Source organism: Streptomyces sp. NBC_01217 (assembly GCF_035994185.1).
Classification (GTDB): Bacteria; Actinomycetota; Actinomycetes; order Streptomycetales; family Streptomycetaceae; genus Streptomyces.
On the sequence record NZ_CP108538.1, the window covers coordinates 3,822,990 to 3,845,431 of the forward strand.

The following is a 22,442-nucleotide window of genomic DNA, read 5'->3' on the forward strand; positions in this document are numbered from 1 at the left end:
GCGTTCTCCTGCGCAGAGTCAACTGGCTTCTTCGTGAGGTCTGTTACGGAATCCATGGTGGTCACCAGCGGCGGGAGTAGTGGTTACGGAGCCAGATCGCCACAGAGTTCATGGCCAGCAGGATCACCAGCAGGACGACGATCGCGGCGGATGCCAGGGCGGTGAACTCGGCGCGGGACTGGCTGATCCAGTTGAAGATCTGGATGGGCAGGACGGTGAAGGCACTCTGTGCGCCGGTCGGGTTGAACGTGATGAACGTCAGCCCGCCGAGCAGCAGGAGCGGGGCCGCCTCGCCGATGGCGCGGGACAGGGCCAGGATCGAGCCGGTCGCCATACCTGGTACGGCGGCGGGCAAGACCTGGCGGCGGATCGTCTGCCACTGGGTTGCCCCCAGGGCGAGGGACGCCTGTCGGATGGACTGCGGCACTGCGCGGATCGCCTCCCGGGAGGAGATGATCACCACTGGCAGGACCAGCAGCGACAGGGTGAGCGAGGCCGTCATGACGGTCTGTCCGAAGCCCAGGCCGCGGGAGATGACGCCGAGCCCCAAGATGCCGTAGACGATGGATGGCACCGCAGCGAGGTTCTGGATGTTGATCTCGATCGCCCGGTTCCACCACCGGTTGGGGTCGGCGTACTCCTCCAGGTAGATCGCGGTGAGGATGCCGGTCGGCAGGCAGTACAGAGCGGTGAACGCGATCACCCAGATCGTGCCCATGATCGCGGACTGGGCTCCGGCCTTACCCGGGTCGATGATGTCGGGGAAGTTCGACCAGATCCGCGGATCCAGGCGGGGCCATCCTTCGACGATCACGTAGGTGAGGAGGGAGGCGAGGAAGACGACAGCGACGGCGAGGGACACCCACAGGCTGAGGTGGAAGAACCTCTCCCGCCACGGCGTGCCACGGCCCTTGAGCCGGGGCACTTCAGGCGTGTCTGTTACGCGGTTGCGCTCGATGACAGGAGAACTCATTCGTACACCTCGCGGTACTTGCGCACGAGACGGATGCTGAGCAGATTCATCACCAGGGTCATCACGAAGAGCAGCGATCCCACAGCAAAGATCGTCTGGTAGCCGACGGACCCGGTGGGCAGGTCGCCGATACCGGCTGCGGCAATGAACGCGGTCATGGTCTGCATGCCTTCGAGCGGGTCGAAGGAGAGGTTCGGACGGCCGCCGGCCGCGATGGCCACGATCATCGTCTCGCCCAGGGCGCGGGAGATGCCCAGCACCACAGCGGCGACGATTCCGGACAGAGCGGCAGGCACCACCACGCGGGTGGAGACCTGCATGCGCGATGACCCGAGCCCGTATGCGCCATCGCGCAGGGCGCGTGGCACCGCGCTCATGGAGTCCTCGGCGAGCGAGGCGATCGTCGGAATGATCATGATGCCCATGACGAAGCCGGCCGCGAGAGCGTTGAAGACCTGCGGTCCCTCGCCACCCGGCCAGATGTCCTGCAGAAGCGGCGTGATGGCCTTCAGCGCGAAGAAGCCGTAGACGACGGTGGGAATGCCCGCGAGCACCTCCAGCATCGGCTTGAAGATGTTCCGCACCCGCGCGTTGGAGTACTCGCTCAGATAGACGGCCGCGCCAAGGCCCAGCGGCACGGCTACCAGCAGCGCGATGAGGGTGACCATGAGGGTGCCGGTGACCAGCGGGATCACACCGAAGGAGGGTGGCTTGAACAGGGGCGACCAGTTGGTGCCGGCGATGAAGTCGCCGAAGTCGACCTTTCCGAAGAACGTGACGGCCGGCGGGATCAGGGCGATGACAATGCCGATCGTGGTCAGCACCGAGACCAGGGAGGCGGCCACCAAGAGGACCTTGATGGCCTTCTCACCGTAGCGCGGCTGGGACCGCCCCAGGAAGCTGGTGCTTCCTGAAGCGGTCCGCCGCCCGAGGGAGGGGGAACTCATGACTTGTGCTGCGCCTTGAGGGTCTCGAGGTCCTTCTTCAGCTCGGTCTCCTGCTGCGCGTTCAGCGGCACGAACTGGGACTTCGAGGCGATGTCGGCGTTGTTCTCGACGTAGAACTCGACGAACGCCTCGACCTCCTTCTTCTCCAGCGAGCTGGCCTTCGGGTAGATGAACAGCGGACGGGAGAGCGGCTTGTACGTGCCCTCCTGCACCGTCTTGGTGTCGGGGGCAACGCAACCATCGCCGCCGTCGATCTTCAGGAGCTTGAGCTTGTCCTGGTTCTCCTCGTAGTAGGAGAGACCGAAGTAACCCATGCCGCCCTTGGAGCCGGAGACACCCTGGACGGTGACGTTGTCGTCCTCGCTGGGGCTGTAGTCGGTGCGGGACGCGCCCTCTTCGCCATTGATCGCGTCGGTGAAGTAGTCGAAGGTGCCCGAGTCCGTACCGGCGCCGAAGAGCTCCAGCTTCTGGTTCGGGAACTTCGGGTCGACCTGGTTCCAGTTGTTCACCTTGGACCCGGGTTCCCAGATCTTCTTCAGCTGCTCGACGGTCAGGCAGTCGGCGAAGTCGTTGTCCTTGCTCACCACGACGGACAGACCGTCGTTGGCGACCTGGAACTCCTCGTACTTGATGCCCTTCTTGTCGCAGGCCGCCTTCTCCTCGTCCTTGATGGGACGTGAGGCGTTGGAGATGTCGGTCTCGCCCGCGCAGAACTTCTCGAAGCCGCCGCCGGTGCCGGAGGTACCGACGGTGACCTTCACCCCGGCGTTCTCACCCTGGAAGAGCTGGGCCGCCACCGTGGAAAGCGGAGCGACCGTGCTGGAGCCGTCGGCCTTGATGGTTCCGGCCAGCTTGTCACCGTCACCGCTGCCAGAGCCCGCGTCGGCACCGCCGCACGCACTCGCGGCCAGCATCACAGCAGCCGTCAGCGCCAGGGGAACCCTGGACCGGCGCAACGAAGTGGAAATGTTCACGACTCTCGACCCTCGTGTCTGCCGGGTGCCCCGGCTGTCTGTATCAGGTGCGCGGCGCGCGCCGTTCGGACGCTTAGATCGAAACGTGTCTATATGAATAGACGGTGCACGGGAGACCCCTCGACGATGAACGATAGTCGTTCATCTATATAGATGAATCATGATGCAAAGAGGCTGCATCTACTGGCGCGCGCGACCCACCGTGAAGCCGAGCTCCGGCAAGTGGCCACTGTTCCAGCGGTGTTCACCGGCCAGCCGCCTCGACTCGCGTGTCCCACGCCTACCGTCTGAGATCGATGGCCGCCTATCTATGGGTCGGCTCGCGCTCATTTGAACCCCTTCGCGTGGAGGCAAACGTGCCCGAACAGCCCGGCGACAGCGCTGCCCGTACGCAGCGGCTGCCCCTGCTGCCCGCCCACAACACCGCCCGCTCAGCCCTGACCTGTCGATACCGGTGCGCGGACGCGTGTTCCCACGAGGCGCCCAACCGATCACTGAACCCCTACTTCGGAGACATCGCCCGCCAGGCTCTCTCCCGCAGAGGTGCCCTCAAGACCGGCGCGGTACTGACTCTGGCGGCAGCGGCCGGCACAACAGCCCTCACCGAAGCTGCAGCCACTCCGCACCCTGGTGGGGGGCATCTCCCCCGCGGTCTGCAATTCGAGCCGGTCCCGCCGAATGCCGCTGACGCCGTCACCGTGCCGCCCGGCTACGCGCAGCAGGTTGTCATCCGCTGGGGAGACCCGATCCTGTCCGGCGCCCCGCGATTCGACGCCCACCGGCAGACGGCGAGGAACCAGGCCCGCCAGTTCGGCTACAACTGCGACTACATGGCGCTCCTCGACCTGCCGCACCGGCACAGGCATCAGCTCCTGGTCGTCAACCACGAGTACACCAACGAAGAGATCATGTTCTTCGGGTACGACCCCGCCAACCCCACCCGCGAGCAGGTCGAGACGGCCTGGGCGGCACACGGCCTGAGCATCGTGGTCGTCCACGGCGACGACGGCTCCGGACGGCTGTGGCCGGTCCCGGGCGACGTCCTCAACCGGCGCGTCACCGCCACCACCCCGATCAGGCTCACCGGCCCGGCCGCGGGCAGCGATCTCCTCAAGACGAGCGCCGACCCCACGGGCCGCACGGTCCTGGGCACCCTGAACAACTGCGGCGGCGGGGTCACCCCGTGGGGCACCGTGCTCTCCGGCGAGGAGAACTTCAACCAGTACTTCGCCAACGCCGCCGCAATCACCGACCCCACAGCCAAGCAGAGGCTCGCCCGCTACGGCCTGCCCACCGGAACCAGTCAGCGCAAGTGGGAGCGGTTCGACGACCGCTTCGACATCGGCAAGGAGCCGAACGAGCCCAACCGACACGGCTGGATCGTCGAAATCGACCCGTACGACCCTCACTTCACCCCGCGTAAGCGCACAGCGCTCGGCCGGTTCAAGCACGAGGCCGCCGAGCCCCGGCTGACCGACGACGGCCGTGTGGCTCTCTACATGGGCGACGACGAACGCTTCGACTACCTCTACAAGTACGTCTCCACCAACAGGTACAAGAAGGGCAACAGCCGCTCGGCACGCGAGCACAACCTGCGCCTCCTCGACGAGGGCACCCTGTACGTCGCCAAGTTCACCGGCGACAGCCCCGCCGCCGAGATCGACGGAACCGGAAGGCTCCCGGAGGATGGTGTCTTCGACGGAAGTGGCGGCTGGATCCCGCTCGCCAGCGGTACGAAATCCTTCGTCCCCGGCATGACAGCGGAGGAGGTATACGTCTATACGCGCCTGGCCGCCGACAAGGCAGGCGCCACCAAGATGGACCGTCCCGAGGACGTCGAACCCCACCCGCACAACGGCCGCCTGTACGTCGCCCTCACCAACAACTCCGACCGTGGCAAGGCCGGCAAGGCCGGACCGGACGAAGCCAACCCCCGCACAGGCAACAAGCACGGTCACATCCTCGAACTCGACGAGCACCACTCCGACGCGGGTGCCACCTCCTTCCGCTGGCGGCTCATGCTCGTCTGTGGCGACCCCGCAGACCCGTCGACGTACTTCGCCGGCTACGACAAGTCCGAGGTCAGCCCGATCTCCTGCCCGGACAACATCGCCTTCGACGAACACGGCAACCTCTGGCTCGCCACCGACGGCAACGCCCTTGGTTCCAACGACGGCCTGTTCGTCGTCCCCGTCAAGGGTCCGCACCGCGGACACGTCAAGCAGTTCCTGACCGTCCCGAAGTCGGCCGAGACCTGCGGCCCGATCATCACCGAAGAGCGCGTACTCGTCGCTGCCCAGCACCCGGGCGAGGCCGACGGCTCAACAGCGGACAAGCCCGCCTCCGCCTGGCCCGACGGGCCCGGCAACATCCCTCGCCCGTCTGTGGTCACCGTGTGGGCCGAGAAGCACCGCGCCTGACTCCCGAAGACTGCACTCGCGCCATCGCAGGCAACCCTCTCGCGGCAGGCATTTACTGGAGAGCCCCCAGGTCAGAGCCCCGCCCCGGCCGCTAGCGAGCGGCAGGACTTCTCGCACCGACTGCACGGCGCGGGGCATGACCCGCTTGCTGCGGCCGTAAAGAAGGTCGTCGATGAACTCGCGGCGCTCCGCTTCTTGCCGGCGGACGGCCAAGTGCTGGGCCCGGTCGTAGCCCTCGGCCATGGCATCGATGGTCTGAGCCATCACGGCCAGGGCACTGTCGGCTGTCGCGGGCGGGCCAGGCCGAACGGGTGAGCTGAAGGTGCTGCGCGACGATCTCGCGCAGTGGGGTCCCGTCTGCGGCTGCCTGTTCTCCGAAGGCACGCAGGTTGTCGAGTTCGGTGCGGGTGAGGCGCCGGCCGGTGGTCGCTGCATCGGCCAGGAGGGCGGTGTAGCCGGTGCAGTGGTCGGAGTGTGCGGCGGGGAGGTTCACCGGCGGTCCTCGTGGCCGGGCTGGCCGGGGACGTCGGCGTAGCGAAAGAACCGGTCAAGGCCCTTGCCGTGCAGAGTCGTGCGGGTCTGCCGGTTGGCACCGCTGACGAGGACCGGGATGCCTTGTTCGCCGGCTGTGCGCAGGGCTGTGAAGAGGGCCTGGATGCTGTCCTTGCCGAGTGAGCTGACGTTGGCCAGGTCGATCTCCAGGACGCTGGGGGGTGGGTCGAGTGCCTCGGTTAGGCGGCGGGTCGCGTTCTCGGCGCTCGTTGCGGTGAGGTCACCTTTCAGGCGCACGACGGCGCGTCCCCCGCCAAAGCGGAGGCCCGGGCGGACGTGCCCTGTGGCGGGCCGCACTCCGCGCAGGGCCAGGCGAAGTGCTGTGGCCGCGGCGATCAGGCAGGTGATCTGGAGCCAGTACGGGTCGGCGACCACTCCGGTCCAGACGGCGGCGCCGGTCCACGCCAGCCAGACGGTCGTGGTCAGCGCCTTCTTCCGGCGGGCGTTCATGCCGCGCCTCGCCCACCGTGCTGGTAGATGTCGGGGATACCGTCCCCGTCGTCGTCGCGGTCTTCCTCCTCACACAGCCGCCGGTAGACGCGGTCGCGGCCTTTGAGAAGGACGGCGGCGAGCACAGCCGCGATTACGGATCCGGTCAGGACAGCTGCCTTGACATGGGCGGCCTCTGCCGGATCCGGGAAGGCGAGTTCACCGATCAGGAGCGCGACGGTGAACCCGATACCGGCGAGGACAGCCAAGGCGAAGACATCGGCCCAGGCCAGATCCGGATTCAGCCGGGCCCGAGTGAACCGCGCCGTCAGATAGGTTCCGGCAAAGATCCCGACACTCTTGCCGATAACGAGTCCGGCCACCACACCCAGAGGCTCAGGCCGTGCAAACACCGCGCCGATGGATGCCGGGGACACGCTCACACCGGCCGCGAACAGAGCGAAGAGCGGGACGGCCACCCCGGCGGAGAACGGGCGCAACAGGTGTGCCGTCCGGTCCCCGGCCGACATAACTTCCAGCCCTGGCTGCCTGCCTTGGGGTGCTGGGGTGTCCGACTTGGTGCGCAGGATCAGTCCCATGGCGACGCCGGCGACGGTGGCGTGGACACCGCCGTTGTACATCAGCGCCCAGATCAGCACGCCCAGGGGCGCATACCACCACCAGCCGCGGACCCGTCTGCGCTGCAGCACGTAGAACAGCATCAGACCGCCGACGGCGCCGGCGAGTGCGAGGAAGTTGAGGTTGCTGGTGAAGAACACCGCGATAATCAGGATCGCGCCGAGGTCATCAACCACCGCCAGGGTCAGCAGGAACGCGCGCAGAGCGGTGGGAAGGCTCGTGCTGAGGACAGCGAGGACAGCCAGTGCGAACGCAATGTCGGTGGCCATCGGCACCGCCCACCCCGACAGCGAACCACCCCCCGCGGCCGCGATGACCGCGTAGAGGGCGGCCGGGACAGCCATGCCACACACCGCGGCAACTACCGGCAACGCTGCGGCCGCCGGTGTCCGCAGCTCACCGACGACCAGTTCACGCTTCAGCTCGATCCCCGCGACCAGGAAGAAGACGGTCAGCAACCCGTCCGAGGCCCAGTGCCCCACCGACAGATCCACTCCCAGCGCCCGAATCCCGAAGTGGGTCTCACGCACGGTTTCGTAAGCGCCACTCCAAGGAGAGTTCGCCCAGATCAGGGCAATCAAAGCAGCCGCAAGGAGGACCAGACCGCCGACGGTCTCCGTCCGTAGCGCTCCAGAGATCGCTCGGCGTTCACCCCAGGGCAGGAGCGAGAGGAACGCGGAGCGCTGACGTGGTGCGCCAGTCATCAGGGGTGTCCTCCGGGTTGCTGTCGTGATCGGGAGTCATTTGTCCCCTGACCGCCGACCAGGCTTCCCGGCACACCAGCGCGATTCTTAACGCGTTACTCACACCCTACCCAGCACCGCCCGCCCCCACAGGTCCGTGCGGCAAGGCCCGCACCATCCGGGGCGCCGCCCCGGCGTGACGACGCCGCGTCAGGGACGCACAGTCGTCCATCCGGGGCGCCGCCCCGGCGTGACGACGCCGCGTCAGGGACGCACAGTCGGCACGGTCTGCTCCAGGCGGGAGCGGAGGGTGGCGGCGAAGTCCTCGGCTCGGGACAACTGGACGCGGAGCTTGTCGACCTGCTCGTTGGCGGCCCGCTCGTACTCGTGCACGCGGCCCAGCAGAGCCTCGCGCTCACCGGCGTCGAGTGCGTCCTCGCCATCGAGGCGGTCGGTGGCCTCCAGCAGCTCGCGCATCTGGTCCAGAGTGAAGCCGAGCGGCTTCATGCGGCGGATGACCATGAGCCGCTGTACGTCGGCCTCAGTGTAGAGACGGAATCCACCCTGGGAGCGTGCGGAGGGGATGACTAGGCCGGTCTCCTCATAATGCCGGATGGTGCGCAGGGACAGCTCCGTCCGCGTGGCGACTTCGCCGATCTGCATGTGCTTGTCTTCCACGCCTGTGGTCCTGGCCCTTCTCGTCGTGGTCGGCCGCGTCCGAGCGACCTCAACCATCCCTACTCTAACGTTAGGGTACAGTTGCATTCGACGAGGGCGGCCCCGCTGCCCCGCACTGCCGTGTCGGGGCCGATGGCGCCCCCGGCGAAGATCCGATTCCTGCAGGAGAGAGCGTGCGCGAGCTCATGACGCCCATCGCCGCCGCCTGCCCGCCGTGACGCTTCGCCTCGGAACGTGAGTCCGGCCGTGCCTTCGCACAGCCCTTGCTCCGTCCCCTTCTTACTTCCGGCCCACACTTGGTGGGCCGCCCGCGGGATGTCAAGCCCGGCACTTCCGCGTCCTCCCGCACACCCGAGCCTCCCAGGAACGGGGCGTGCCCGCGCACGACAGGTTCTTTCCCTCTTGTCTTCTTCCGTTGTGTCTCCCGCCGCGCGGCTGCGCGGCATGCGCCCTGACTGGCTGAACAACCCGAAGGTCTGGCGTACCGAGGTCCTCGCGGGCCTGGTCGTCGCCCTCGCACTGATCCCCGAGGCGATCTCGTTCTCCATCATTGCCGGAGTGGACCCGGCGGTCGGTCTGTTCGCCTCGTTCACAATGGCTGTGACCATCTCGATCGTCGGCGGCCGCCGGGCGATGATCTCCGCGGCGACCGGCGCCGTCGCGCTGGTGATCGCGCCCCTGAACCGTGAGCACGGCTTCGGGTATCTCGTCGCGGCCGTGATCCTGGCCGGCCTCTTCCAGATCGTCCTCGGTGCACTCGGCGTCGCCAAGCTGATGCGATTCGTGCCCCGCAGCGTGATGGTCGGGTTCGTCAACTCTCTCGCGATCCTCATCTTCATGGCCCAGGTCCCCGAGATGCACGACGTTCCGTGGGCCGTATATCCGCTGATCATCGGCGGCCTGGCGCTCATGGTGTTCTTCCCGAAGGTCACCAAGGTGATCCCGGCCCCGCTCGTCTCCATCGTCATCCTCACCGTGATCACTCTTGCCGCGGGGATCGCGGTGCCGACCGTCGGCGACAAGGGCGACCTGCCCTCCTCCCTGCCGGTACCCGGCCTGCCGGACGTGCCCTTCACCATGGACACCCTGACCACCATTGCCCCCTACGCCCTCGCCATGGCGCTGGTCGGCCTCATGGAGTCGCTCATGACCGCCAAACTGGTCGACGACATCACCGACACCCACTCCTCCAAGACCCGCGAATCCATCGGCCAGGGCATCGCCAACATCCTCACCGGCTTCTTCGGCGGCATGGGTGGCTGCGCCATGATCGGCCAGACGATGATCAACGTGAAGGTTTCCGGCGCCCGCACCCGCCTCTCCACTTTTTTCGCCGGCGCGTTCCTGATGGTGCTGTGCATCGTCTTCGGCCCGGTCGTCTCCGACATCCCCATGGCGGCCCTGGTCGCCGTCATGGTGATGGTGTCCTGCGCGACTTTCGACTGGCACTCCATCGCCCCCAAGACCCTCAAGCGAATGCCCGCCGGTGAGATCGCCGTCATGGTCATCACCGTGATCTGCGTGGTCGCCACCAGTAACCTCGCCATCGGCGTCGTCATCGGCTCCATTACCGCCATGGTCATCTTCGCCAAGCGCGTTGCCCACCTCGCCGACGTCACCGCCGTCACCGACCCCGACGGCAGCACAGTCGTCTACTCCGTGACCGGCGAACTCTTCTTCGCCTCATCCAACGACCTCGTCGGCCAGTTCGACTACGCGGGCGACCCGAAGAAGATCGTCATCGACCTCTCCGCCGCACACATCTGGGACGCCTCCTCGGTAGCTGCCCTGGACGCCATCGAGGCCAAATACGCCCAGCGCGGCAAGACGGTGGAGATCATCGGCCTGAACGACCCCAGCGCCGACCTGCACGGCAAGCTCACCGGCGAACTCACCAGCCACTGACCCCAGCCCCGGGAAGCACGAAGCGCCTCTTTCGACTTCTACTGATCCTCGCTGGCGGTCTTCGGCCTTCTCGCTACGGGTCTCCCACTCGACAGAAGAGCCGACCTCGCTTGCATCGCAACCGGCATCGCCGCCGACACCTGAAGTTCCACCCTGATCGTGGACAGCGGTTGCTTACGCTGCGGGGGTGAAGTCTTGTTGCAGCCTGGCTCGGGTTTCGAGTGGGGTGAGGTACCCGAACTCGGGGTGTTTGCGGAGCCTGGTGCGGTTGTACTCGACCTCGATGAAGCGGAAGACGTCGGCGCGGGCCGCTTCGCGGCTCTCCCAGACCGTGGTGCCGATCTTCGCTTTCAGCAGTCCGAAAAAGCTCTCGGCTGCGGCATTATCATAACATATACCGGTTCGCCCCATGCTCTGCCTCAGGTTCAACTTCCTTATTTCACGGCGGAATTCGCTGCTCGTGTACTCGCTGCCGCGATCGGTGTGCATGATGCAGTCAGGCTGCAGGCCGCCGAGGGCCGCAGCCATCCGCAGTGCGTCGGTGACCAGCCCGGCGCGGTGATGGTCGGCCATCGCGTACCCGATCACCTCGCGTGTCGCCAGGTCGATGACCGTCGCCAGATACCACCAGCCCTCGATCGTCGGCAGGTACGTGATGTCCCCGACAAGCTTCGTGCCGGGTACGGCCGCGGTGAAGTCGCGGCCGATCAGGTCCGGGGCCGGGGCGGCCCTGGTGTCCTGCTTCGTCAGATGGCGGCGCTTGCGGCGGGTGACGCCACGGATGTCACGCTCGCGCATGATCCGCCCGACCTTCTTCCGGCTGATCGCACGGCCCCCTCGCCGCAGCGCGGCGTGGACGCGCGGGGCACCGTACGCGCCGCGCGAAGCGGCGTTAATCTCCCCTATCTCCTCCGCGAGTTCGTCCTCCACACGCCGACGCCCGGCGACCGCCGGCCGAGCGGCGAGCCAGGAGCAGCAGGTGGAGCGGCTCACGCCCGCGACCCGGCACAGCAGACTGACGCTGTAGCCGCCGGGGTTGTCCTCGGCGGCCTTCTCCGCGTCGATGAAGCGGCACAATTGGCCTACTTCATCGTGTCCTTCGCGAAGAAGGCCAGACCTTTTTTCAAGATGTCGATCGTCTGCTGCTGTTCCCGGTTCTCCCGCCGCAGCCGCCGCAGTTCTTCCTTCTCGTCGCTGGTCAGAGCACCCTCGGGGCCCTGGCCCCGGTCGGCCTTGGCCTGCTTGACCCAGCCACGCAGACTCTCGGGGCTCACTCCGAGGTCCCGGGCGACCTCGGTAACGGTCTTGCCGGAGGCCAGCGCCAGCTCCACGGCATCGCGCTTGAACTCGGCGGTATACCGCTTGCTCATGCTGCTCTTGCTACTCACTACCTGGACTGCTTCCTCCGGGACCCATCCGTCCCAGTCAACGGTGGAACTTCACCGGGCGCTTCCTCCTCCAGCATGGCCCGCACGGGCGTGATACCCGCACCCCCGGCGATCAGCAGGGTGCCGGGCCGGGTCCGGAGCAGCGAGGTGAACGCCCCGTACGGTCCCTCGACGAAGGCGCGGCTGCCGACCGGGACGTTCCGCAGGCCGACGCCGGTTCCTCACTTGTCGTGGGCTCACTGGTCGGATGCCGGCCGACGGGGAGGGGTGTGAGCGAGATCAGCGTGCCGGACGGACGGCAGACAGTACGCTGACTCCAACGGGATCGGGCCCGCAGCACAGTGTCCGGGAGGTGCTTCATGACGGCCGAGATGACGGCCCCGGCATGGATGCATGAGCAGATCACGGCGGAGGAGTACGAGTCCTGGTCCGAGGAGCAGTGCGCCGGTATCGAGATCGTGGACGGGATGGTCGTCGTGAGTCCGAGTGCGTCCAAGCGGCACAACCGGCTGGCCCGGATCCTGGCGAACGCCCTGGACGCCGCCTCGGGCCCGGAGTGGAACGCCGACACGGACTTCGACGTCCGGCTTCAGGACGTCCCTCTCACCAATCGCCGCCCGGACGTCGTCGTGTACCGCGCAGACACGATCGACATCACCCCCACCCGTCCTGAGCACGTGCTACTGGTCGCGGAGGTGGTGTCGCCAGGCTCGGAGACCACCGACCGGATCGTGAAGGTCGACCAGTACGCCAAGGCAGGCATCGGCTTCTACTGGCGGATCGAGCAGGCCGCGACAGGCGTTCCTCTCGTATACACCTACGTTCTCGACCCTGCGACGAAGACCTACCGCGACGGAGACGTGTTCACCGGCGTCCTCAAGGCAGCGGCTCCCTTCCCGGTGGAGATCGACCTCGGCCAGATCTGACCCACGCGCTGCTCAGCAGCCGGCAGCGCGTGAGCGATGCGCGAGCGGATGGCCCGCTACAGAGCGGCATGAGCCGGATCAAGTGGCTCGCCGTGCGGTTCTGACCAGGGGAAACAGCACCGTGCGGCAGCGCCAGGCACCCCCCGGCAAGGACTCGACCCCACTCCTAAAGCGGGCGTCGCAGGTTCGAATCCTGCCGGGGCACCGGTTCGGAGAGGGGTCACCTCACGAGTTCGGGAGGTGACCCCTCTCCGATGTGGCTCATGACCTCGCGCTGCGTGTCCTGCACGACGTGCGTGCAGACGTCCATGGTGACGTTGATCTGCCGAAGGCAGCGGATTTGCTCCGGTCACCCGGCCACGACGCCGAGGGTCGTCGGCCCGTCGATGGATATGTCGCCGCTGAGCTGGGCGACCTGTGAAACGGTCACGTTCTCGAAGGTGATTGTGCGGGTGGGAACAGCGGGGTGGGCGAGCCATGCGGGCAGCGCGTCGGGGGTGACGGTGACGCTGCGGTGCGCCGGGAGCGGATCGCCGCCCAGTCCGACGAGCGTGCCGGACAGCTTCTGGGTGTACAGGGTCACCACGTCCTTGCCTTTGACCGTGGATGTGGTCGCGGACTTGGCCCGCAGACGCATCGCCGCATGGCCGCGGCCCGCCGTCAGGTCGAGGTCGTCGAAGCCCAGCGACCGTGCGGTGAACTTCAGCACCCGCTCGGACCCGGCCGCGGTCCGGGCGGTGACCACGCCGCGGAAGGCACCGCCGTGCAGCACGAGTCTGTCGGCACGCAGCACCCAGGGGACGTTCGCCGGACGGTCCGGCAGTTCGGCGACCGGCGTTCCGGCACCTGCTGGTGCATCGGACGTACGGATGCCACCAGGGGTGAGCAATGCCTTCGAGGCCGCTGGTGTGGCGAGCTGTAGGGCCAAGGACAGGACGGCCACTGCCAGTGCGCAGGCGAGGGGTCGCAGCAGTCGGCCGGCCCAGCGGCTGTTCACCGCACTGCTCGGATGGCAGGGATCGGACTCCGGTCCGCTTGCTGCACAGCCGGTCAGGTCGTCACTTCCCACCGCGGTCCTCACCCGCGGGAATGGCCGTTGATGCACGGTTCGCTGCGGGCTGCGACTCGGGGGCGCCCGTCGGAGGAATCCACGCACAGGCCAGGGATCCACCGATCAGGCCGAAAATCAACCCCATGAGGAGGCCGCCGAAATTGGCGACGGGAAACGAGACGAGGGCGAGCAGAATGACCGTGATCCCCGCGAATACGTGCACCTGCTGGTGGAACCAGAGGGAGATGGCAAGGACCACGAGCAGCACCCCGATGATCAGCGAACCCGCACCTGCCGAGGTCGACAGTGCCAGTGGGATGGCGCCGAAGTCCAAGTGCGCGTACGGAAAGTAGATGATGGGCAGGCTCGCGGTGAAGGTGAACAGGCCTGCCCAGAAGGGACGTTCGTCCCGCCAGGTCCTGAATCCTCGTCGGGCGTCGTTAGCGGCGACGCGCAAGTTCCGGCTCCTGCCGAATCGTTCGAAGAACACGTGGGCTTTCCATGATGTTCGGCGGCGGGAGTGTGCGGCGAGCGGGCGCGAAACACGCGTGTTTCATGCCGGTGAGTCAGAAGCACTCGTGGTTGCCTTGTCTGAGCCGCACATCGAGGTCCGGAATGTTGAACGTGGCGGCCGAGGCTGCGACCGTAGTGAAGCGCACGTCGCGCAGGAGGGCCGAATCCGCCTGCTGAGCAAAGCCGTTGGGATCGAAGAACCGGGAGTTCCTGTCCCCCTGATTGATCGGGCCCTTGCTGACCGCTCCCGCTGCCACACCGATGTCGAGGTCGTCGAAATTGGCCTGCCCGCTCGACAAGGATGTCGCGTCGAGGAACAAGTTCCTCGCCTCGACCCGTCTGCGTTCGCCGCCGGTGATCCTCAGCGTGTACGGGCCCAGGGCTGGGATCGGGACCACGACGGACTGGCACAGTCCGCTGATCTCCGCACGACTGGCCCCGGTGACCACGACCGGCACGAGGGCACCCTTCCTGGTCACGTCCACCATGCCGTAGATGCTCAGACCACGGACGTCCAGAGTGTCCATGGCCACCTGGAACTTCTGGCCGGAGATGAGGAACGACGCTGCCAGCGCTCCTTGCGCCATGCCGATACCAAGGGCCGTGGCAGCCATGACACTCGGTACGAGGACGCCGGCAAAGCGCTTCCAGGAGGTCTTGCCGGCGCGGTGCAGCATCCCGTCTCCTCCGGTCATGAGGTGGGCTCGCCGATGCCGGCCGGAGGCAGGCGACGTCCCTCTCTCTAGTGGCGGATCCTAGGCTTCCCGGCCCGGCACCCAACGGCACGTCAGGTCTGCCGTATGGGTGATGCGGTTTCCGTTGCGGCATCCGGATGACACGCAGTGCAGTGACGCCGTCGGTGTTCACGACCTGCCGACCCCCGCCAAGTGGACGCACGTCGGGTTTCTGCGGCGGCAGGGACGACAGACACCGGTGACGTACGCCCGGGATCCGCGCCGGCCGCCGGTCGACCTCCACTACTGAACCACCCGGGGTTCGCTGGAGACAGAAGTATGTCCCGCCTCTCCTGGTGTCGTTTTTCCGGAAATGCGCTCACCAGCAGCTTCCAGCGGTTGGCAGTTGACTGCGCACTCCCGCCAATCACTCGGTCCGCGTCGGCGGCGAGTGTCCGACGGCTGTGTCGCGTCTCTGCTCGGCGCAGGGGCCCGCCGGTGACGGAATGGGGCGGGGTCACCCCGCCAGCACGATGGCGTGCGGCGACGGCGCGAGCCGTGCCCGGTAGCGGCGGATCCCCCAGCTGCGGTGCTCCAGCTCTGCCGCCACCAGCACCTCCGCCGTGTTCAGCCGATCGGGCACGAGTTCCACCAGCGCTGCCACCGGATGGTCACCGACCAGCGGGAAGCCCTTGACCTGACGGAACTCCCACTGCGGGTTCGGCTGGGACGCGCCGTGGCCGCGGACGATCCACTCGTTCCTTTCCGGCCCCGCACCCGACGGCCTCTCCACGCCCACGTCCAGCAGACCTGCCTTGACCGTGAAGCTCATGCCCATGTCGGAGCCGACGACCGGACGGGTGCGCTCGCCGGGGTCGATCAGCCGCGCGACGGGCCGTGACCGGCCGTCCGGTGTGGACAGTGCCACCCCCAGGGAGGCGTGGCGGAACGCACCTTTGCCGGCTGGTGTCTCCGGACGGAACGAGCACACCAACAGCATTTGCCGGAACTCGCGGTCGGGCGTTGCCTTGACGTAGGACGCCCACTGATCGGGCACGCCCTCGTGGTCGGCGGGCAGCACGTCCCAGCCGAACGTGAGCCTGCCGCGCAGCGGCTCGTCGTCGGCCGGGCTGCCGAGCGTGCGCTCCGGCACGAGCTCGACATCGTGCAACCGGACCTCGGTCATGCCACGGCTCCCTTGCTCCGACCATGCAGGTAGGTGAACGCTCCCCAGTCACGGTAGTGGGGATGCCGGGCACGGGTGGCGAGTTGGGCCTCGCGGAAGGCCCGCTCCGGGTCCGTGCCTTGCGCGATCCGATGGTGCATGTGGTGGTAGAAGTACGTGGCCGGCTCCGGGCGTACGGGCCACAGACACCCGACGACGGCCTGCGCGCCGGCGGTGATCAGTGCCGACGGGATGCCACGGACGTTGTCCGCGCGGTCGAACCGGCCCAGCGCGGACTCGCACGCGGCGAGAGTGACCAGGCGGACACCGCGCAGGTCGGCCTCCAGGAAGTCGTAGGCGAAGACCCGGCCGTCGTCGTCACGGTCAGGGGTGAGGTAGAGACAGTGCATCCACGGCGCGTCCTGGTCCAGCGTCCCGTGTACGGCGATGTGGACCACGTCCGCGGTGGCCAGTTCGGCGAGCAGCCTGTCGCGCGTGGCCGCGGACCCGGTGACGGCGTCCGTGCCGACCGCGTCGGCGACCTTCCGCGCGTGCTCCTCCAGCGCCGGTTCGGCGTGCAGCCCGTAGGGCACGCCGCCGTCGGCGGAGGCCAGCACCGCGGTGCGGCGCGGCCGTACGGGACCTGCGGTGGGCATCAGGGCTTCGAGGCCGGCGATGGTGGTGACCGTCCAGTCGTCGGCGATCATCCGGTCCCCGGTGCGGCACAGCGGTAGCGGCAGGTAGTGCAGCGCGCCGTGCGGCCACGCCAGGATCCGGTCCTTGCCCCGGGCCCGCCACTTGTCCCACAGTTCGCTGCCGCCGAGCGGCATGTCGCCCGGCTGCCGCAGCAGTCGGCTGCCTTCCGGTGTCACGTCGCCGAACAGCGGGTCGCGTTCGGCCTCCGTCCGGATCGCCTCGACCCGGTCCGCCACCGGGTGCCGGTCGTCGTTCTCGTCCGCGCCGTCGCCCAGGTGCACGATGAGCTCCCGGCCCTGCCTGGTGACCGCGAGAAGCACGGCCGCGCCGTTCACGGCGGCGGGCAGGAACCAGGTCAGCAGTACGGTCCGGTCGTCCAGCAGTTCGTGCGTCTTCGCCCAGAGGCGCTGATCGTCGATGAGCGGTGCGGAGCGGCGACTCAGCTCGTCGTCGATGAGCGACGAGATGCGCCACCGCACGTTACGGGCGGTCTGCTGGGTGTCGTGGCCTCCCAGGCGGCGGTCGGAGTCCAGTACGTTCAGCAGGTGCGGCGACGTGCCGGACGCACCGCGGGAGGCGGCGGGATCCTCCAGGTCGCGCAGCTTGCCGAGAAGGTGCTGGATGTGCGCGGGCAGCGCGAGCGGACCGTCGATCCGCCACCATGCGCCCAGCTCCGGCCCCTTGCCCGCCTGGTGCAGACCGAGCATCAGCCCCATCGGCAGCGTCTCGGATTCTGCGGTGAGCTGCCAGACCGCCGAGTGCACGAGGTCGCGCAGTACCCCGCCGAGTTCGGGTGTGCGGCTCGTGTCGAAGTTCGGCACGTCCACGATGATCGCGAACAGCGCTGCCTGGAGTTCTTCACCGTGGAGGTTGCCCACCTGCTGCACGAACGGCACGAGGCTCGCCCGCGCCAGTTCCTCGAAGCCGAGCGAGGCGTAGCCGAGTGCCGCGTACGCGTAGTAACCCCACGGGAACGGGACAGGGCTGGAGACCGGCTCGCCCGCCTGGGCCGACTGGTGGTACAGGTCCGCCGTCAGCAGTCTGGCTTCTTCGCTCCGTACGTCGCCCGCCTGCCGCAGGAGGGTCAGCCCCAGCGCCGGCTGCCGCAGGTCGCGGGCGTGTGCGGCCGTATGCAGCAGCGCCGCCGACCGCTGCGCCGGGGTCCAGGACTGCGAGGACTGCGGGAGCGACGCCGCGAGCGGATGGTCGGGCCCCGGGCAGTCGGTGGGGTCGTCGGGCAGCACGTGAAGCCGTGCCTCGGTCAACTGCCGGCGGTGGGCGGGGTCCCAGCGGACGTCGAGCTGTTCTGCCCAGTCCAGCACGGTGCGCAGCAGCGGCCGGTCGGCGTGTTCCCGGGCCAGGTTGACGCCCTGGCTGATCACCTTCGCGGTTACGTTGCTGCCATGGGCGGCGACGAAGTCGGCCAGGGGCGACCCGAACACCGCCCTGGGCAACCCGTCGGCCAGGGCCGGGGGAATCCCGTCCACCACCCTGAGCAGGAACAGGGCGACATCCGGATCGTCGGCGGTGGACGAGTCGAGCCACGCCGACAGCGCGGCACCGGCGGCATCCCGGTGAACTCCCTCCTCGTCCGCGAGGATCTGCGCCAACAACGCCAGGAGCCGGGGCTTTCGCGACCCGCCGTCCAGCTCCAGCGCGCGCACCACCAGATGTCCCGCCTCCGCCACCAGCCGGTGGGACTCGGCTTGGAAGGGCTCCTCGTCGGTGAACCACGTGCGGTACAGGTCCGCGTCCAGCCGGGCGGACCAGACGGTACACATCCCGCGGGCGTAGTGATCGGCGGCGAAGTCCTCCGCTCCCCGGGTGGCCATCCGCAAACGGGCGGCGGCCAGCAACCCGGCTTCCAGCTCGGCGGGCTCGCTCAGCTTGTCGATCAGCCGTGACACCACCGCGTCGGCTTCCTCGAACACCGCGCGATCGCACCGGTCCGCCACCAGGTGGACGGCCGACTCGACGGTACGGAGCGCCGCGTCCCGCCAGGCGGCCTCCGCCCCGCAGGCGTCGGCGACCTCGGCGACCAGCCTCCAGTAGACGTACATGTACTCGACCAGACCGCGATGGTCGAGGAACTCGTCCCGGAACAGCAGTTCCACCATCGCCTCGGCGGGCAGCGCCTGGTCCGCGTGTTCCGCCAGGGCTTTTCGCGTCTGCTCCAGTTCGCGCGCCTGTTGCTTCGCCTGGGACAACGACAGGATCCGGTCGCACACGTGATGTGCCAGCTCCATCAGCGTGCCGACCGGGTCGATGAGGAACCTGACCGTCGGCGCGCTGTCCTTCTCATCACGCGGTTCGTGGCCCGGCTCGCCGAAGCGTACGGGGCCGGCACACACCATCCCCTGCCGCGTCTCGAGGTCGAGCGCGCCGATCGGATCGTCCGTGGCCGGCAGCACATGGGAGACGACCAGCATGACCGAACCCGAGGCGATCGCCGCCTCCCGCCAGCCCGGCGGCTCTTCCGGGCAGAGGTCGTGCACGAAGTCCGCGCCATCCGGGCTGAGGACGGACAGCACGCCTCCGTCATCCCGCGTGACACACCACCTGTGATCGACAGGGTGGCCGAAGGGCAGTTCGTTCAGCGAGAGGAGCGCCGGCAGGCCCCACCAGCCGTTCGCGCGGGTGAACAGGCTGCCTCCGGCCCCGTCACCGGCGGTGAACGGGCTGATGCCGGCCAGTCCTACCGCCAGTCCGGCATGCCGGACACCGTCCACCTCCACCGTGAACGCCCACCCAGTGATGTCCCGCGACAGCCGCACGCCGTTCCCCCCGCGCCAACCGGTCATCAACGGGTTCAACAATGGCACGGCCCTGGTCGTACCCGCTCGCTCTCCGCGGGACTGCCGAGCACATTCTCGGCTGTGAGATACCCGTTGGAGAGCAGGTATACGGGCATGGGCATGGGCATGGGCGACCCCGGCCCGGGCAAGGTCGGTGAAGTCGTTGGGCGCCACGAGCTTGCGCTGCACGACAGAGAAGAAGATCTCCACCTGGTTCGGCCAGGAGGCGTGCACGGGGTGTGGACCAGCACCGCGTTGGGGAACGCGGCGGCCGGGCGGGCGGCGGCCTTCTTGCCGCGGTGGGAGGAGCCGTTGACCACGACCCAGAACATGCGTTTCACGCTCGCGCGGGACATCGCAGGCGGACAGGTAGGCCAGGATGGAGGTCTTCTCGTCCGCGCTGATGACGTACTGGTTCCGGCACGACCACCGCGACAGCGGCACCGCGCACGCACCCGAGCCTGGTGCTCGGTCTTGTGACCCCGGGCCGGCTTCTTCAACCGGTGCCGTGCCGCTCGGCGGCAGTCGGGACCATCGGGCGCGCGGTGGCAACAGGCAGGGCAGGCAGAACGATCAGCAGAAGTGGACCAGGTCGGCCGCAGCCCGCCGGAGCCGGTCCGGCTCTGGACAACGTGGCCGGCGATCTCGAATAATCCGGGCCATGTCTGTTCTCGTCGACCCAACAGTTCCGGTCGGCTCCCTCGCTGCGCGGTCCCAGCCCACTTTGACCGCCGGCGGCGGCGTGCTGCTGCGGCCGTGGAATCCCGGCGATGCCCAGGCCGTCATGGACGCCTACCAGGACGGGGAGATCCAGCGCTGGCATGTGCAGCGGGCCGACTCCCCTGCCGAGGCCCGGGAGTGGATCGCAGGCTGGCAGGGCGGCTGGGCGGCCGAGACCGGTGCGCACTGGGCAGTGGTCGACTCGGCGAGCGATGTCCTGCTGGCTCGCGCCGCGTTGAAGGGGCTGAAGTTCGCAGACGGTGCCGCCGACGTCGCCTACTGGACCGTACCAGCCGCCCGAGGAAAGGGCGTCTGTCCGCGGGCAGTCGACGCGATGGCGCGCTGGGCCTTCGAAGTCGCCGGCTTTCACCGTCTTGATCTCAAACACGCCATCGGCAATACGGCGTCCTGCCGCGTGGCGGAGAAGACCGGCTTCGTCGCGGAGGGCGTGCTCCGCAGTGCATGGCTCCAGTCGGACGGTCGGCACGACGTGCACGTGCACGCGCGCCTGCGCTCCGAGGGATGAGCGGGACGATGATGGAGCCGCTGAGGGGGGCCGCCGTCCGGTCCGCGTGAGCTGAAGCGGATGTCCTGTCGAACGTCATGGAGCATGCGCGGGACGCGCGCGAGATGCCTGCGGCTCTGTTCGGCCGGCGATCGAATCGACCTCTACCCCACCGTCTTTGACACCCGACCCCCGAACCCACCCGCCGGTGCCGGGGGCAACCCCCGAAGGACTTCCGGAGCCGACCACTTGGGGTTCGTCATACGGCCGACGACGCCCCGTCCCCTCCCGAGTGCAGTCAGCCCCTGGAGTCGGGCGGTCTCGTGTTGTCCAGTCGAGACAACGGCGGTCGGAGGACTCCGAAAGCCCAGTACGAGGGCTACCGGGGGCAGCTGGTCCTGGGCGAGGCCGACCCCGAGGAGATGGGCGATCTCAAGGATGTGCGCCGGGCCGGCTTGGCCTTTGGGTGAGTGGCTCCGTGGCATCCGGCCACGAAGCCTCCGCAAAAACCCGTTTGGCGAGCCACGGCGACCACTGCTACTTTCCCGGAGGCCGTGCGAGAGAACGAGGAGGTGGTACCCGTGAACGCAGTATCGACATGGGTGCTCCCCTCCGGGGTCACGGTCGGGCGATAGGTCGTCCGGGAGCGCCGCTCTGAGCACTCCCGAAAGGCACGACCATGCACTTCACTTCCGAACAGCGCCTCGACGACGGCGTCCTCGAACGCGAATTCACCCTCGGCGAGATCCCCGGCACCCTGTGGACGCCTGGATCCGCACCGGCACCGCTGGTCCTGATGGCCCACAACAACGGCCTGCCCAAGGCGGATCCCCGGCTGGTGGCCCGGGCCCGGTACACCGCGGCGCGCGGCTACGCGGTGGCCACCATCGACGCCCCCGGGTGCGGTGACCGTCCCCGTTCCGCCGCCGACGAGCAGGCCCGTGCCGACCTCCGGCGGGCGATGCAGGCCGGCGAGCCGGTCGACGAGATCTTGGAGTCCTTCATCGGCCCGCTGGTCGAAAACGCGGTCCCGGAATGGCAGACCACTCTGGACGCCCTCCTTGAACTGCCCGGGATCGGCGGCCCGGTCGGGTACTCCGGGGGGTGGACCGCCCTCGGCATTCAGCTGGCAGTGGCCGAGCCGCGCATCGCGGCCGCAGGCTTCTTCGCCGGGGGGTACGTGCCCCGTGCCCAGCGCGAGGAGGCCCGGCAGGTCACCATTCCGCTGCTGTTCCTGTTGCAGTGGGACGACGAAGGGAACCCTCGGCAACGGGCCCTGGACCTGTTCGACGCCTTCGGCAGCAAGGAGAAGACGCTGCACGCCAATCTGGGAGGGCACACCGGCACCCCGCGCTTCGAGCTGGAGGACGGGTGCAGGTTCTTGGACCGGCACCTGAAGTGAGGCCGGGCCGTCTGGCGGTCAGCAGACGGTAGGCGGTGTCGGCCAGGATGCCGTCATCGAGGACAGGTCCCGGGTTGGTCCGTATAGCCGCCTTCACCGGGACGGTTCGCGGAACACCTGTACGGAAGACCCTGACCTGGGGCTCCGTTCCCGTCGGCCGGTGTTCCGTTGAGGGATCCCCTTACGGAACACCTCGGCAGGTCGATCGTCGGCGCTGTCGAGAACGTCCGCTCACTGCCGATCGCCGAAAGGACGGTGCGGGCTTGCATCTGCTGGGGAAATTCCGCGGCGAGCAAGCTCTTTGCCGACACCGGAAAGGCCGAGACCGGATCGCTGAGCGCCGCCGGCAGGAACTCCCACACGGGAGAAAACACCCTCCGGCGCCACAGCATGGTCCGCGCACGGCG

The 22,442-nt window shown here is 68.1% G+C and carries 19 protein-coding genes and 3 pseudogenes; 6 read left to right on the top strand and 16 right to left on the bottom strand.

Annotated features, from left to right (window positions below; translation table 11 throughout):
- Positions 1 to 61 precede the first annotated feature (61 nt).
- Genes pstA through OG507_RS16790 form a run of 3 tightly spaced genes read right to left on the bottom strand, consistent with a single transcriptional unit; the run spans position 62 to position 2,894 of the window.
- Positions 62 to 973, bottom strand: coding sequence for a phosphate ABC transporter permease PstA (gene pstA, locus OG507_RS16780; protein WP_327368000.1), 912 nt, complete (start codon positions 971 to 973; stop codon positions 62 to 64).
- Positions 970 to 1,920: a phosphate ABC transporter permease subunit PstC gene (pstC, locus tag OG507_RS16785; protein ID WP_327368001.1), complete on the bottom strand. Its 951-nt coding sequence runs from the start codon at positions 1,918 to 1,920 to the stop codon at positions 970 to 972. Before pstC ends, pstA begins: the two co-directional genes overlap by 4 nt.
- Positions 1,917 to 2,894: a PstS family phosphate ABC transporter substrate-binding protein gene (locus tag OG507_RS16790; RefSeq protein ID WP_327368002.1), complete on the bottom strand. Its 978-nt coding sequence runs from the start codon at positions 2,892 to 2,894 to the stop codon at positions 1,917 to 1,919. Before OG507_RS16790 ends, pstC begins: the two co-directional genes overlap by 4 nt.
- Positions 2,895 to 3,250: 356 nt before the next feature.
- Between OG507_RS16790 and OG507_RS16795 the strand changes: the two genes are divergently transcribed.
- Positions 3,251 to 5,314 carry a PhoX family protein gene (locus OG507_RS16795; protein ID WP_327368003.1) on the top strand — a complete coding sequence of 688 codons (2,064 nt, stop codon included), beginning with the start codon at positions 3,251 to 3,253 and terminating at the stop codon, positions 5,312 to 5,314.
- Positions 5,315 to 5,461: 147 nt separating this feature from the next.
- On the opposite strand, the pseudogene OG507_RS16800 reads toward OG507_RS16795, so the two are convergent.
- The 4 genes and pseudogenes from OG507_RS16800 to OG507_RS16815 form a co-directional block, all read right to left on the bottom strand.
- Positions 5,462 to 5,807 (bottom strand): annotated as a pseudogene (locus OG507_RS16800) (PucR family transcriptional regulator); the annotation flags it as partial.
- A complete protein-coding gene (locus OG507_RS16805; RefSeq protein ID WP_327368004.1) occupies positions 5,804 to 6,316 on the bottom strand; it encodes an STAS domain-containing protein in 513 nt (170 codons plus the stop codon). The gene OG507_RS16805 and the pseudogene OG507_RS16800, both read right to left, overlap by 4 nt.
- Positions 6,313 to 7,638, bottom strand: coding sequence for a Na+/H+ antiporter NhaA (gene nhaA / locus OG507_RS16810; RefSeq protein WP_327368005.1), 1,326 nt, complete (start codon positions 7,636 to 7,638; stop codon positions 6,313 to 6,315). The genes OG507_RS16805 and nhaA overlap by 4 nt, the downstream gene beginning before the upstream one ends.
- Before the next feature lie 243 nt (positions 7,639 to 7,881).
- On the bottom strand, positions 7,882 to 8,295 hold the full coding sequence (locus tag OG507_RS16815) for a MerR family transcriptional regulator (protein ID WP_327368006.1): 414 nt from the start codon (positions 8,293 to 8,295) through the stop codon (positions 7,882 to 7,884).
- A gap of 444 nt (positions 8,296 to 8,739) precedes the next feature.
- Between OG507_RS16815 and OG507_RS16820 the strand changes: the two genes are divergently transcribed.
- Positions 8,740 to 10,200, top strand: coding sequence for a SulP family inorganic anion transporter (locus tag OG507_RS16820; protein WP_442811102.1), 1,461 nt, complete (start codon positions 8,740 to 8,742; stop codon positions 10,198 to 10,200).
- Between the two features lie 174 nt (positions 10,201 to 10,374).
- On the opposite strand, the gene OG507_RS16825 is transcribed toward OG507_RS16820, so the two are convergent.
- From OG507_RS16825 to OG507_RS16835, 3 genes and pseudogenes are all read right to left on the bottom strand, one after another.
- Positions 10,375 to 11,277: an IS3 family transposase gene (locus OG507_RS16825; protein ID WP_327368008.1), complete on the bottom strand. Its 903-nt coding sequence runs from the start codon at positions 11,275 to 11,277 to the stop codon at positions 10,375 to 10,377.
- Positions 11,278 to 11,282: 5 nt separating this feature from the next.
- The gene (locus OG507_RS16830; protein ID WP_327368009.1) at positions 11,283 to 11,570 is read right to left on the bottom strand and encodes a transposase; all 288 of its coding nucleotides are present in this window, start codon (positions 11,568 to 11,570) and stop codon (positions 11,283 to 11,285) included.
- 65 nt (positions 11,571 to 11,635) lie between these two features.
- Positions 11,636 to 11,797 (bottom strand): annotated as a pseudogene (locus tag OG507_RS16835) (oxidoreductase); the annotation flags it as partial.
- 150 nt (positions 11,798 to 11,947) lie between these two features.
- On the opposite strand from OG507_RS16835, the gene OG507_RS16840 reads away from it, so the two are divergent.
- Positions 11,948 to 12,514 (top strand): Uma2 family endonuclease, encoded by a 567-nt coding sequence (locus OG507_RS16840; RefSeq protein ID WP_327368010.1) that lies wholly within the window; start codon positions 11,948 to 11,950, stop codon positions 12,512 to 12,514.
- A gap of 349 nt (positions 12,515 to 12,863) precedes the next feature.
- On the opposite strand, the gene OG507_RS16845 is transcribed toward OG507_RS16840, so the two are convergent.
- From OG507_RS16845 to OG507_RS16865, 5 genes are all read right to left on the bottom strand, one after another.
- Positions 12,864 to 13,583, bottom strand: coding sequence for a hypothetical protein (locus OG507_RS16845; protein WP_327368011.1), 720 nt, complete (start codon positions 13,581 to 13,583; stop codon positions 12,864 to 12,866).
- Positions 13,573 to 14,055 carry a DUF6114 domain-containing protein gene (locus OG507_RS16850; protein WP_327368012.1) on the bottom strand — a complete coding sequence of 161 codons (483 nt, stop codon included), beginning with the start codon at positions 14,053 to 14,055 and terminating at the stop codon, positions 13,573 to 13,575. The genes OG507_RS16845 and OG507_RS16850 overlap by 11 nt, the downstream gene beginning before the upstream one ends.
- Positions 14,056 to 14,131: 76 nt before the next feature.
- Positions 14,132 to 14,755 (bottom strand): DUF6230 family protein, encoded by a 624-nt coding sequence (locus tag OG507_RS16855; RefSeq protein ID WP_327368013.1) that lies wholly within the window; start codon positions 14,753 to 14,755, stop codon positions 14,132 to 14,134.
- Positions 14,756 to 15,269: 514 nt separating this feature from the next.
- Positions 15,270 to 15,938 (bottom strand): hypothetical protein, encoded by a 669-nt coding sequence (locus OG507_RS16860; RefSeq protein ID WP_327368014.1) that lies wholly within the window; start codon positions 15,936 to 15,938, stop codon positions 15,270 to 15,272.
- Positions 15,935 to 19,387: a CHAT domain-containing protein gene (locus tag OG507_RS16865; protein WP_327368015.1), complete on the bottom strand. Its 3,453-nt coding sequence runs from the start codon at positions 19,385 to 19,387 to the stop codon at positions 15,935 to 15,937. The genes OG507_RS16860 and OG507_RS16865 overlap by 4 nt, the downstream gene beginning before the upstream one ends.
- Before the next feature lie 682 nt (positions 19,388 to 20,069).
- On the opposite strand from OG507_RS16865, the gene OG507_RS16870 reads away from it, so the two are divergent.
- The 3 genes from OG507_RS16870 (at position 20,070) to OG507_RS16880 (ending at position 22,035) form a co-directional block, all read left to right on the top strand.
- Complete coding sequence (locus OG507_RS16870) at positions 20,070 to 20,654, top strand: GNAT family N-acetyltransferase (RefSeq protein ID WP_327368016.1); 585 nt, start codon at positions 20,070 to 20,072, stop codon at positions 20,652 to 20,654.
- A gap of 302 nt (positions 20,655 to 20,956) precedes the next feature.
- Complete coding sequence (locus tag OG507_RS16875) at positions 20,957 to 21,103, top strand: hypothetical protein (RefSeq protein ID WP_327368017.1); 147 nt, start codon at positions 20,957 to 20,959, stop codon at positions 21,101 to 21,103.
- Positions 21,104 to 21,312: 209 nt separating this feature from the next.
- Positions 21,313 to 22,035: a dienelactone hydrolase family protein gene (locus OG507_RS16880; protein WP_327368018.1), complete on the top strand. Its 723-nt coding sequence runs from the start codon at positions 21,313 to 21,315 to the stop codon at positions 22,033 to 22,035.
- 218 nt (positions 22,036 to 22,253) lie between these two features.
- Here OG507_RS16880 and OG507_RS16885 read toward each other — a convergent pair.
- Positions 22,254 to 22,397 (bottom strand): annotated as a pseudogene (locus tag OG507_RS16885) (ATP-binding protein); the annotation flags it as partial.
- Positions 22,398 to 22,442: the final 45 nt, after the last annotated feature.

Excerpts from the sequence above, each read along its gene's own strand:
- OG507_RS16860 (WP_327368014.1), bottom strand. The coding sequence starts at position 15,938 with ATGACCGAGGTCCGGTTGCACGATGTCGAGCTCGTGCCGGAGCGCACG.
- OG507_RS16880 (WP_327368018.1), top strand. The coding sequence starts at position 21,313 with ATGCACTTCACTTCCGAACAGCGCCTCGACGACGGCGTCCTCGAACGC.
- OG507_RS16805 (WP_327368004.1), bottom strand. The coding sequence starts at position 6,316 with ATGAACGCCCGCCGGAAGAAGGCGCTGACCACGACCGTCTGGCTGGCG.
- OG507_RS16820 (WP_442811102.1), top strand. The coding sequence starts at position 8,740 with ATGCGCCCTGACTGGCTGAACAACCCGAAGGTCTGGCGTACCGAGGTC.
- pstC (WP_327368001.1), bottom strand. The coding sequence starts at position 1,920 with ATGAGTTCCCCCTCCCTCGGGCGGCGGACCGCTTCAGGAAGCACCAGC.
- OG507_RS16855 (WP_327368013.1), bottom strand. The coding sequence starts at position 14,755 with ATGCTGCACCGCGCCGGCAAGACCTCCTGGAAGCGCTTTGCCGGCGTC.
- pstA (WP_327368000.1), bottom strand. The coding sequence starts at position 973 with ATGAGTTCTCCTGTCATCGAGCGCAACCGCGTAACAGACACGCCTGAA.
- OG507_RS16870 (WP_327368016.1), top strand. The coding sequence starts at position 20,070 with ATGTCTGTTCTCGTCGACCCAACAGTTCCGGTCGGCTCCCTCGCTGCG.
- OG507_RS16840 (WP_327368010.1), top strand. The coding sequence starts at position 11,948 with ATGACGGCCGAGATGACGGCCCCGGCATGGATGCATGAGCAGATCACG.
- nhaA (WP_327368005.1), bottom strand. The coding sequence starts at position 7,638 with ATGACTGGCGCACCACGTCAGCGCTCCGCGTTCCTCTCGCTCCTGCCC.
- OG507_RS16830 (WP_327368009.1), bottom strand. The coding sequence starts at position 11,570 with ATGAGCAAGCGGTATACCGCCGAGTTCAAGCGCGATGCCGTGGAGCTG.